At 41.0% G+C, this 11925-nt stretch carries 12 protein-coding genes; 11 read left to right on the top strand and 1 reads right to left on the bottom strand.

Annotation, left to right across the window (positions count from 1 at the left end):
* Window positions 1–231: 231 nt before the first annotated feature.
* From E0D95_RS04305 to E0D95_RS15950, 9 genes are all read left to right on the top strand, one after another.
* Entirely contained in the window at window positions 232–1443 is a 1212-nt protein-coding gene (locus tag E0D95_RS04305; RefSeq protein WP_130802727.1) for an SfnB family sulfur acquisition oxidoreductase, read from the top strand.
* A gap of 24 nt (window positions 1444–1467) precedes the next feature.
* On the top strand, window positions 1468–2715 hold the full coding sequence (locus E0D95_RS04310; protein WP_130802728.1) for an SfnB family sulfur acquisition oxidoreductase: 1248 nt from the start codon (window positions 1468–1470) through the stop codon (window positions 2713–2715).
* Window positions 2715–4127: an LLM class flavin-dependent oxidoreductase gene (locus tag E0D95_RS04315; protein WP_130802729.1), complete on the top strand. Its 1413-nt coding sequence runs from the start codon at window positions 2715–2717 to the stop codon at window positions 4125–4127. The genes E0D95_RS04310 and E0D95_RS04315 overlap by 1 nt, the downstream gene beginning before the upstream one ends.
* Before the next feature lie 15 nt (window positions 4128–4142).
* Window positions 4143–4991 carry a MetQ/NlpA family ABC transporter substrate-binding protein gene (locus E0D95_RS04320; protein ID WP_130802730.1) on the top strand — a complete coding sequence of 283 codons (849 nt, stop codon included), beginning with the start codon at window positions 4143–4145 and terminating at the stop codon, window positions 4989–4991.
* A gap of 22 nt (window positions 4992–5013) precedes the next feature.
* Window positions 5014–6084: a methionine ABC transporter ATP-binding protein gene (locus tag E0D95_RS04325; protein ID WP_130802731.1), complete on the top strand. Its 1071-nt coding sequence runs from the start codon at window positions 5014–5016 to the stop codon at window positions 6082–6084.
* Window positions 6065–6724: a methionine ABC transporter permease gene (locus E0D95_RS04330; RefSeq protein ID WP_130802732.1), complete on the top strand. Its 660-nt coding sequence runs from the start codon at window positions 6065–6067 to the stop codon at window positions 6722–6724. The genes E0D95_RS04325 and E0D95_RS04330 overlap by 20 nt, the downstream gene beginning before the upstream one ends.
* Before the next feature lie 98 nt (window positions 6725–6822).
* A complete protein-coding gene (ychF, locus tag E0D95_RS04335) occupies window positions 6823–7914 on the top strand; it encodes a redox-regulated ATPase YchF (RefSeq protein WP_130802733.1) in 1092 nt (363 codons plus the stop codon).
* Window positions 7915–8101: 187 nt separating this feature from the next.
* Window positions 8102–8713: a superoxide dismutase gene (locus E0D95_RS04340; protein ID WP_130802734.1), complete on the top strand. Its 612-nt coding sequence runs from the start codon at window positions 8102–8104 to the stop codon at window positions 8711–8713.
* A gap of 480 nt (window positions 8714–9193) precedes the next feature.
* The gene (locus E0D95_RS15950; protein ID WP_171478561.1) at window positions 9194–9496 is read left to right on the top strand and encodes a hypothetical protein; all 303 of its coding nucleotides are present in this window, start codon (window positions 9194–9196) and stop codon (window positions 9494–9496) included.
* Between the two features lie 66 nt (window positions 9497–9562).
* Here the strand turns inward: E0D95_RS15950 and E0D95_RS04350 are convergent, their stop codons facing one another.
* On the bottom strand, window positions 9563–10036 hold the full coding sequence (locus E0D95_RS04350) for a hypothetical protein (RefSeq protein ID WP_130802736.1): 474 nt from the start codon (window positions 10034–10036) through the stop codon (window positions 9563–9565).
* Window positions 10037–10187: 151 nt separating this feature from the next.
* On the opposite strand from E0D95_RS04350, the gene E0D95_RS04355 reads away from it, so the two are divergent.
* Window positions 10188–10577 carry a tautomerase family protein gene (locus E0D95_RS04355; protein ID WP_130802737.1) on the top strand — a complete coding sequence of 130 codons (390 nt, stop codon included), beginning with the start codon at window positions 10188–10190 and terminating at the stop codon, window positions 10575–10577.
* 122 nt (window positions 10578–10699) lie between these two features.
* Window positions 10700–11914, top strand: a complete 1215-nt coding sequence (purT, locus tag E0D95_RS04360; protein WP_171478530.1) for a formate-dependent phosphoribosylglycinamide formyltransferase — start codon at window positions 10700–10702, stop codon at window positions 11912–11914.
* Window positions 11915–11925: the final 11 nt, after the last annotated feature.

An 11925-nucleotide genomic window follows, 5' to 3' on the forward strand; every position in this document is an offset into this window, starting at 1 on the left:
TTTTCATGCGGTTATTATGCATAAATTGAATAATGCACTTATTTGAGACAGCAGCATCACTGATTAAAAAATAACAAACCCCTGATTCTTATCATTTTAAATATATATTGAAAAGTGAACCATTTAGCTTAAAAATTTTTAAGATTTTTTATTGATAAACTTTGAACAATACTTCGTTTAACCTGTTTTACCAAGTTCTCTAAGGTAGTGATATCTCAAGTAGGTATCATTATGTCAGTGTTAAATTCTTCCTCCCCACGATTAGCTCAGATCATTCAAAACGATCAACAAGCCATTAATGCGGCTTATCAGGTCGCCGATTTTGCTTTGGAAGGTCGTGACCAACGTGATCAAAAGCGGATTTTACCTTTCGAAGAAATTGATCAGTTTAGCCTCAAAGGTTTGGGGGGAATTCGTATCCCGAAGCGATATGGCGGTGCTTTTGTTTCCAATAAAACATTGGCACAGGTTTTCCGTATTTTAAATAAAGCCGACTCAAGTGTCGGACAAATTCCACAGAATCAAATCAGTTTATTGAATTTAATTGATTTAATGGGTACAGAATCACAAAAACAATTTATTTTTAATGAAATTTTATCAGGCAAACGTTTGGCAAATGGTGGACCTGAACGCAATACCAAAGACTCCAAAACACTGCATACCCGTTTAACTTTGCAGAATGGTCAATATATTTTAGACGGCGAAAAGTTTTATTCCACAGGCAGTATTTTTGCGCATTGGCTTGCCATTAAAGCCATTCATCCTGAAGGTCATGTGGTATTGGCAATTGTCAATCGACATAGTGATGGGATTGAAGTCATTAATAACTGGAACGGTTTTGGACAAAGAACGACGGCCAGTGGCACTGTAAAATTGCATCAAGTCAAAGTTGACGCAAACTTAATTTTTGACGAACGATTGCTCACTCAAGCACCGACTTATCGGGGTGCTTATTCACAATTATTACAGGTTGCTATTGATGTGGGTATTGCTGAAGCTGCCTTCGCTGATTTAGTTTCAGCCATAAAAAAAGCACGACCTATCCTTGATGCACATGTCGAAAAATCCAGTCAGGAACACTACACCTTACAGGAAACAGGCAAGCTCGATATTTTACTGAACGCTGCCATTTTACTGCTAGACGAAGCAGCGGAATATCTGGATGAACTGGATCAGTTAGATCACATTACAGAAGAGCAAGCAGCCAAAGCTTCTATTTTAGTCGCAGAAGCCAAGGTCTATGCCAATGATGCTGCTTTACAGATTTCTGAAAAGTTACTCGAACTTGGCGGCAGCCGTGCCAGTTTAAGTCAGTTCAATCTCGATCAGCACTGGCGCAATGCACGCGTACATACCTTGCACGATCCTGTGCGCTGGAAAATCCATGCGATTGGAAATTACTACCTGAATGGTGTTTTTCCTGCGCGTCATGCGTGGATTTAAGCTCTAAATTTGAGGATCACAATCATGACATCTTATCAAGCAGCACACCAAGCAATTCATAAAACATTGAGACATCCAAGTACTCAAAATTATTCAGCGTTACGTGTCATTCAAAATGATGCGGAAGCTTTAGCAATTGCAAAAGAACTTAGCCAGCAATTTAAAGAGAAAAGTATCGCGCGTGATGCCGAACGTCTTTTACCTTTTGATGAGATTGAAGCCTTTAGTCAGTCTGGACTGTGGGCAATTACTGTACCGAAACGTTATGGCGGTGCAGAAGTCTCTAGTTTCACTGTTGCCAAAATTATTGCGCTCTTTAGCGGAGTCGATGGCTCGATTGGGCAAATTCCACAAAACCATTTTTATGCGTTAGAAGTGCTACGCAATACGGGTACAGAACAACAAAAACAACGCTTATATCAAGAGGTTTTAAAAGGTGCTCGTTTGGGTAATGCCTTGGCAGAATTTAAACCCAAGAATGCCAGTTTAAAACAGACTGCACTCACAACGTTTGAAGATGGCTACCGGATCAATGGTGAAAAATTTTATTGCACAGGCAGTTTGTTTGCGCACCGCATTCCTACATTGGTCGTCGATGCTGAAGGTCGTGAATATCTAGCTTTTGTCAAACGCGATAGTGAAGGTTTAACCCTGATTGATAACTGGACTGGTTTTGGGCAACGTGTCACAGGCAGTGGCAGTGTCAAGTTTCATCAGGTATTTGTCGCTGCTGAAGATGTAATCCCCTTTGATAGCGCATTTCATCAACCCACATTGGTTGGGCCATTTGCACAAATCATGCATGCAGCGATTGAAGTCGGCATTGCTCGTGCAGCATTTGAGGAAACCTTAAAACGGGTGCATCAGGCACGTCCGTGGATTGACTCAGATGTCGAAACAGCCGCACAAGATCCGCTCAGTATTTATGAAATTGGTCGGATTGCCGCCGATGTACGTGCCAGTGAAGCCTTACTGAAACAAGCCGCTCAATCGATAGATGCTGCAAAACTCAATACAACTTCAGAAAGCATTGCCCAAGCATCCATTGATGTTGCTAAAGTCCGTGCACATAGCACCGATACAGCGCTTAAAGCCTCTTCAAAGCTGATTGAACTGGCAGGCAGTCGTGGCAGTCAGACAGAAGATGGCTTGGATCGCTTTTGGCGTAATGCACGTGTTCATACTTTACATGATGCTGCTCGCTGGAAATATTACTTTATTGGCAACTACATTTTAAATGGTGTACTCCCACCACGCAGAGGGACATTGTAATGACAAATGCAATACCAAAAAAAATTCTGCTAAATGCCTTTGATATGAACAGTGTCGGTCATATTAATCATGGTTTATGGACCCATCCTCGTGATCAATCGCATCGTTTTAATGAACTCAGTTATTGGACAGAACTGGCAAAAACGCTCGAAAAAGGTCTTTTCGATGGCTTGTTCATCGCAGACATTACAGGGGTTTATGATGTCTATCAAAACAATATCGATCTGACCTTGCGTGAATCGATTCAACTGCCGAGTCATGATCCGAGCACACTGGTTTCTGCCATGGCTGCCGTCACACAGCATTTAGGTTTTGGGATTACCGTCAATTTAAGTTATGAAACACCTTATCAATTTGCACGACGCTTTGCCTCACTGGATCATCTCACAGAAGGACGAATCGGCTGGAATATCGTCACAGGTTATCTGGACAGTGCTGAACGCTTGATCGGTCATTCCGGCTTAAAAGATCATGACTTGCGTTATGAACAAGCCAAAGAATTTTTGCAGCTTTGCTATAAATATTGGGAAGGCTCATGGGAAGATGATGCAATTCAAAAAGACAAAATTCAGCGCATTTTTACTGACCCAAAAAAAGTGCATGAAATTCACCATCAAGGGCAGTTTTACCAAAGTCAGGGCGTGTTTCAGGTCGCGCCATCTATTCAGCGTACGCCTGTTTTATTTCAGGCAGGCGCTTCCCCTCGTGGATTAACGTTTGCAACTGAGCATGCTGAATGTATTTTTATTGGCGGTGATCAACCTGAAAAAATTCGCCAACAAGTGCGTAAAATTCGCGAGCAGGTCGTACAACAAGGTCGCCAAGCCAGTGATATTAAAATTTTTCTCGGTATTACGGTTGTCACTGGGGAAACTGAGCAAATCGCTCAAGACAAATTGGCCGAATATCGTCAATACGCCAGCCCCGAAGCAGGACTTGCGCATTATGCCAGTTCAGTCGGAATTGATTTATCCAAATTTGCCGATGATGAGATCATCCCCTATCAGAAAAGTAATAGCATTGCTTCGGTCAATGAGAAATTCAAAACCCAACAAATCAGCAAAAATGATTTAAAAAATCAGCATGTTTTGGGTGGACGTTATCCATTGATTGTAGGAAGTGGCAGCAGTGTCGCAGAGCAACTGATTCATTTGCTGGATGAAACAGACATTGATGGTTTTAATCTAACCCGAACTGTCGCGCCTGAATCTCATCAAGATTTTATTCGTCTGGTAATTCCTGAATTACAACACCGTGGACGCTATAAAACCGAATATCAGGCGGGTTCTTTACGACACAAACTGCATCATCAGGGTGATCGTCTTGCTACATCGCACCCTGCGAATGCCTTCCGATGTCGACCTTCACAACAAGAAAAAAATTCAACTCTTTCACAACAGATTAGCGCATAATTTTTGGAGTATCCAATGACGCAAACTACTTCTACAACACCTTCAAGCAAGAAAAAACTGATTATTTTCGGGGCAATTTTTGTCATTGTGATTATTGGTTTACTGATCTGGAATCAGCAACGCCAAAGCCAGAATGAAGCATTGGTCATCGGCATTAGTCCTCCTTTTGCTCATCCACTTCAAGCCGCCGCTAAAGAAGCAGAAAAACAAGGTATTCATGTCAAACTTGTGGAATTTTCTGACTGGAATACCCCGAATATCACTTTGAATAATGGCGATATTGATGCCAACTTTTTCCAGCACCAACCTTTTTTGGATAACGCTATTAAAGAAGGTGGCTATACATTAAAAGCATTTGGTGTGGGTGCTGCATCACATGTTGGACTGTATTCTAAAAAATATAAAAGTCTGGATGAGCTACCTCAAAATGCTCGCGTTGTTGTTCCGAACGATCCGGTCAATCAAGGGCGCGCTTTATTATTGTTACAACAAGCCAATTTAATTCAATTGAAAGATCCGAAGAACTATTTATCTAAACTGAGTGATATCTCATCAAATCCTAAGCAATTACAATTTATTGAAGTCGAAGGTCCACAAACTGCACGTGCAATTGATGATGTCGATTTGGCTTTTGGCTATCCACATTATTTACGTTTGGCCAAAACCGCAGATCCTGAAAGTGCCTTAGTGTTAGACGATACCACCAATAAACGCTATGCGATTTTATTTGTGGTGCGTGATGATTATCAGGATAAAAACGATAAATTGAAAAAATTTGTCGAAATTTATCAAACTTCTCCTGCTGTAAAAGCAGCGCTTAATGAAGATTTAGGACCCAAACTTTGGTTCCCAGGTTGGGTATAGGTTAAGTCTAAGGAGTTAGGTCATGGTCAGTTTCGGTGCTCAGGTGAATTTTGCAGTTCCACATATTCAAATTCGCTCACTTCATAAAACCTATGAGAGTCAAGGTCAACAAGTTCAGGCCTTAAAAGAGATCAATCTGGATATTCCAGAAGGTAAAATCGTAGGCATTATTGGTAAAAGTGGTGCAGGCAAATCCTCTTTATTACGGACATTGAATGGACTGGAACAACCCAGTTCTGGTTCAATTAAAATTCATCAGGATGAACTCACCACACTGGATCATCATCACCTGATTCAGTTGCGTCAGCGTATTGGCATGATTTTTCAGCACTTTAACTTAATGTCGGCTAAGACGGTATGGGAAAATGTGGCATTGCCGCTCAAAATTTCGGGTTATGCCAAATCTGACATTAAAAGTCGTGTGGATGAAGTTTTATCGTTAGTCGGTTTAAGCCATAAAGCAGAGCAATACCCTTCTCAGCTTTCAGGGGGGCAAAAGCAGCGCGTGGGGATTGCCCGTGCGCTGGTACATCATCCTGAAATTTTACTGTGTGATGAAGCCACTTCGGCTTTAGACCCTGAAAGCACTTCTGTGATTCTTTCTTTATTGAAAAAGATCAATCGTGAACTTGGTATTACAATTGTCTTGATCACCCATGAAATGCAGGTCATTCGTGAAATTTGTGATCAAGTTGTCGTGATTGATCATGGTCAAATCGTGGAGTCAGGGCAAGTTTGGTCAGTATTTTCCAACCCCAAACAACCCATTACACAAGAACTTTTAAATCTGGAACAACTAGAGTTACCTTTTCAGATTCACCCATCTGTTCAGACAGATTCAACCCAGACGATTGTCAAACTTAAATATGAGAGTGAAGCGCAGCATGCGCCTGATCTGACTCAAATTCTAGCCAGTTTTGCTGCCCCTGTATATTTATATCAAAGTCATGTGGACAGCATTCAACAGCATTTCATTGGATCATTGATTGTGGGTGTACCACAACTTGATCTTAATCTAAACCAATTAAAACAACAGCTTAAATCATTGATTCAACATATCGAGGTGATCGGTTATGCACGACCAACTCATTGACTTATTACTGACAGGAACGCTCGACACCCTCATTATGGTCGGTGTTTCTGCCTTACTGGCTTTTCTGATTGGACTACCATTGGCAGTGATCTTGGTCAGCACGTCTGCTCAGGGTATTTATCCTTCTCAGAAAATTAATCAACCGATTGGCTGGCTGATTAACGTCACGCGTTCTATTCCTTTTTTGATTTTAATGGTGGCATTGATTCCCATCACGCGCTGGATTGTGGGAACAAGTTATGGGGTTTGGGCTGCGGTCGTGCCACTGACCCTTGCCGCGATTCCCTTTTTTGCCCGAATTGCCGAAGTCAGTTTACGCGAGGTTGATCAAGGTCTCATTGAAGCGGCACAAGCCATGGGCTGTAATCGCCATCAGATTATCTGGCATGTGTTATTACCTGAAGCACTGCCCGGCATTGTGGCAGGCTTTACTGTGACCATTGTGACCATGATTAATTCCTCGGCGATTGCAGGCGCAATCGGCGCAGGAGGATTAGGCGATATCGCCTATCGCTATGGCTATCAACGTTTTGACCTCACCATTATGTTTGCCGTAATTTTAGTTCTTATCGTGTTAGTCATGTTGATTCAAGCCACAGGAGATGCACTTTCTCAACAGTTAGATAAACGTAAAATTTAAACTTGTGATCAATCACACTTCGCCATGACCTGACTTTGTCATGGCTTTCATGTAAAATCAGCCTCAGTTTTTAATTTACATATTTTGTGAGTCATCTCATGGGTTTTAATTGCGGTATTGTCGGCCTTCCAAACGTTGGTAAATCAACACTTTTTAATGCACTCACCAAGGCTGCAATTGCCGCAGAAAACTTCCCGTTCTGTACCATTGAGCCGAATACAGGTATCGTTCCTGTACCAGATGCACGCTTGGATAAACTAGCAGCGATTGTAAAACCACAGCGCATACTACCAACCACGATGGAATTTGTAGATATTGCAGGTTTGGTCGCAGGCGCATCGAAAGGTGAAGGTCTAGGTAACCAGTTTTTAGCCAATATCCGTGAAACTGATGCAATCGCACATGTAGTGCGTTGTTTTGAAGATGAAAACGTGATTCATGTGAATGGAAAAATTGATCCATTAGATGATATTGCTACAATTAATACCGAGCTTGCATTGGCCGATCTTGAGACTGTAGCTAAAACACTATTACGTTTGACTAAATCTGCCAAAGGTGGTGATAAAGAAGCGATTGCGACTAAAGCGGTATTAGAAAAAATCCAGCCTTTACTGGATGAAGGTAAACCTGCTCGTGCGGCTGATTTAAGTGATGATGAACGTAAACTGATTCGTGGTTTTGGTTTAATGACTTTAAAACCAACCATGTATATTGCCAATGTCGCAGAAGATGGCTTTGAAAATAATCCACATCTGGATGCAGTCAAGAAACTAGCAGCAGAAGAAAATGCGATTGTCGTACCTTTATGCAACCAGATTGAAGCCGAAATTTCATTGCTTGAAGATGAAGACCGTGCTGAATTTTTAGAAGCGATGGGCATGGAAGAACCTGGCTTAAACGTAGTGATTCGCGCGGGTTATGCCCTACTCGGTTTACAAACTTACTTTACTGCGGGTGTTCAGGAAGTCCGTGCATGGACAGTCAAAGTAGGCGCAACTGCACCGCAAGCTGCGGGCGTGATTCATACTGACTTCGAAAAAGGTTTCATTCGCGCAGAATGTATTGCTTATGATGACTTTGTCCAATACAACGGCGAAGCAGGTGCCAAAGAAGCAGGCAAATGGCGTTTAGAGGGTAAAACCTATATCGTTCAAGATGGCGATGTACTGCACTTCCGTTTCAACGTGTAACCGCCTGACCTCATCCTATATAAAAAACCAGCATCTGCTGGTTTTTTTGTGCTTAATTAAATACTATGAATAATAAATATAACGATAATAATTATCATTATATTTACATAAATCTTTGCATCCCCTACACTAAAGCAGATTAAGACACTTTAATTCTAAGATTTGATTTTAAAAAAGGATGATTCTCATGGCGTACACCCTACCTGCTTTGCCTTATGCCTATAATGCTCTTGAACCCAATATTGATGCTAAAACCATGGAGATCCACCATACCAAGCATCATCAAACCTATATCAACAACATCAATGCTGCCATTGAAGGGACTGAGTGGGAAAAATTGCCTGTAGAAGAATTGGTATCAAAGGTTAATGAAGTACCTGCCGATATCAAAAATGTGGTCATTAATAATGGTGGTGGACATGCCAACCATTCATTGTTCTGGACAGTCATGAGTCCTCAAGGCGGCGGAAATCCGACAGGCGCAGTTGCAGCAGCCATTGAACAAGAGCTTGGCGGTTTTGATGCTTTTAAAGAAGCCTTTACCAAAGCAGCAATTAGTCGTTTTGGCAGTGGTTGGGCTTGGCTCAGTGTCACCCCTGAGAAAAAACTGGTCGTAGAAAGTAGTGGCAATCAAGATTCTCCACTCATGAATGGCAATACGCCAATTTTAGGTCTGGATGTCTGGGAACATGCTTATTATTTGAAATATCAAAACCGTCGTCCTGAATATATTGCTGCATTTTATAATGTCGTGGACTGGAATGAAGTGAATCGTCGTTATCAAACGGCTACTCAATAAGAGGTTGAGCTATTTTGCACACAGGTTCTTATGACATGTCCTTTCCTGCACTGTTGCGTTACACAATTGGTATTTTAATATTGTGTGGAGGTTTAATGGTTGTTTTACACCATTTTTTACAGGTCTAAATTTTATATGATTAGATTTCTTTCATAACGGTTAAAGATTTCTTTTATTTCTCTTATCAAGGCAGAAATAAAAAGGACGCATGAAAGAAATCTATCTCTATAGTCGTCAAAATAAATAGTTGTCAAAATACAAGGCCGTGCCCTGCTGTCATGCACTGACTGTGGGGTAAACGAAATCAAAGGACTAATCTGCCAATTAAAGCCTTAAAACTTAAACCTCAATTAAAAATAAAATTATGACTATAAATCTTAATATTTTTAAGTAAATACAACACATAACCTGTCTTTCGAGTTATGCAACAGTCCACTATTTTTTAATCAGGCACTAATGCCTGATATTCTCCAGAACACTATGAAAAAAATTTCGGTCATCATCCTCAGTAGTAGCTTGGCATTACTCAGTGCAACCGCGTTTGCCTGCCCAAAAGGAACGTCTCTGCAAGGTGGAACAGGTCCAAATCATAAAGGTGGTAAATGTGTTGCCGTAACTGGTACACAGGCAAAAGCTGCAAAAAAAGCTGACACAAAGAAAACCACTCAAACCGTAAAAGCGACAGAAGTGAAAGCTGCAAATGTGAAAAGCCCCCAACCCACTGAAAAAGTGAAAACAGCAACCACGACAACTTCAACAACAACCAATCATCAACAACACTAAATCTATTTCAATGAAAAAGCGAAATTCAAATCAATTTCGCTTTTTGTTCTTTCCTGCTGTGTTTGCTTAACGTTTCGGATCGGTATTGCCTAAGACTGGATTATCAATCGCATCTTTACATTGAGCTTTATCACGTTCATATTCTGCCTGTTTTTGGCTCACTGTCGGACTATGGTCTCTGGTTTCTCGTGCCCAAGTGTCTAGTGAGGTTAAGGCTTTGCGGCACAGCGCATATTTACCTTCTGTGACTGAATCTGTCATTTTGACATTAATTCGCCAGTCTGTACTCAGTTGACGTAATGGCTTTCTGACCTGTTCATCAATCTGATCCAATTTTTGAGTATATACCACTGGGTCAATTTGATTAATCAACTCCCACGCTTGATGGGCATAGGTCGTTGCATCATTGGTTAGAGTCGGCGCAGCTTTAATTTCAACCTTGTCGGCTTTGTCAGGATCACGTTGATGACAAGCAGAAAGTAAGGTCAAAGTTAAAAGTATAGGCATAAACATCAAAAATTTTGGTGTTGAAGTGATCATCCACGATTACCTGTCTCAACATTTCGGCACTATGCTAGTGAATTCATTCAAAATACACAATGTTTGATATTTTGTTTTTTTGATAAGATAAAAATCTGTACTGGCATCATCACTATTTACTGTTTTTAGCCGCCCAAAATGAATATTTAAAATGTCTCAAATTAAAATTTATGCGCAGCACTGCACTATTGAAAAATATAGAGTTTCTCTTTCAAATGCGATTCATGACGCTTTAGTTAGTGCATTGCAATATCCATCAGATAAACGCTTTCAACGATTTATCGATTTGTCAGCCGAGAACTTTATATACCCTACTGACCGAAGTGATAACTACCTCATTATCGAGATTTCAATGTTCTCAGGTCGTAAAATAGAAACTAAGAAACAGCTCATTCGGCAGATTTTTAACAATATCGAGCACCAATGTAAAATTAGTCCGCAAGATGTAGAAATTACCATTTTTGAAACGCCTAGAGAAAACTGGGGAATTCGAGGACAACATGCCGATGAACTACAACTTAACTATAAAGTAAGCATTTAATTTTAATTTAGATTTGAGATTTTTTAGTTTTTATTATTGGCAAACAAAAGTATATTTTTATGTGAAACAAGGCTTAATTCAAGTTCGAGTTCTGCTATGCTTAAGACCCAACTTTTGCACGGATGATTCGCATGAGCGTGACTATTGGTACTCCCCTCCAATCTTCTGCCTTTAAAGTTTTATTATTAGGTTCAGGAGAACTGGGTAAAGAAGTGGTTATTTCTTTACAACGCTTAGGCGTCGAGGTGCATGCCGCAGATCGTTATGATCATGCTCCCGCAATGCAGGTTGCACATTATTCGTATACCCTCAATATGGCCGATGCCAACGAATTACATCAACTGATTGAAACAATTAAACCCAATCTGATTGTGCCAGAAATTGAAGCCATCGCGACTGAAGTATTGCTTGAGATTGAAAATAAAGCCATTGCTACGGTAATTCCCTCTGCCAAAGCAGTTAATTTGACGATGAACCGTGAAGGCATTCGTCGTTTAGCTGCTGAAGAATTAGGACTACCGACCTCTGCGTATCGTTTTGCAGACTCGCTAGAAAGTTTCCGTGCCGCATGTGACGACATTGGTTATCCTAATTTTGTAAAACCTGTGATGTCTTCATCTGGTAAAGGTCAGTCTCGTGTTAAAAGTTTTGCCGAGGTTGATGCCGCTTGGGAATATGCTCAAACCGGTGGACGAGTTAATCAAGGCAAAGTGATTGTAGAATCACAAATTGATTTTGATTTCGAAATTACGCTTTTAACCGTTCGCGCCAAAAATCCTGAAACAGGTGAAATTGAAACTCAATACTGTGACCCTATTGGACACCGTCAAGACTCAGGTGACTATGTCGAAAGCTGGCAGCCTCAGGCAATGACTAATGCAGCATTGATTGAATCCAAACGCATTGCTCATAAAGTCACAACTGCATTGGGCGGATGCGGTATTTTTGGCGTAGAGCTTTTTATTAAAGGTGATCAAGTTTGGTTTAGTGAAGTCTCCCCTCGTCCACACGACACAGGTCTGGTGACTTTAGCCTCCCAATTTCAAAGTGAATTTGAACTGCATGCGCGTGCTATTTTAGGTTTACCTGTCAATACCACACGTCATAGTGTTGCAGCCAGTGCCGTGATCTATGCAGGTGTCGATGCCAATAATCTAAGCTTTGGCCAACTTAATCTTGCTTTGGCACATCCAGACACTGACTTACGTTTGTTTGGTAAACCTGAAGGTTTTAAACGCCGTCGTATGGGGGTAGCAACTGCACGAGCAGAAACTACCGACCAAGCGCGTGAACTTGCGGCACACGCCGCGAATCTGGTTCAAGTCAAAACAAATTAATCTATTTAAGC

Origin of the sequence: Acinetobacter ihumii, assembly GCF_900625095.1 — a bacterium.
Taxonomy (GTDB): domain Bacteria; phylum Pseudomonadota; class Gammaproteobacteria; order Pseudomonadales; family Moraxellaceae; genus Acinetobacter; species Acinetobacter ihumii.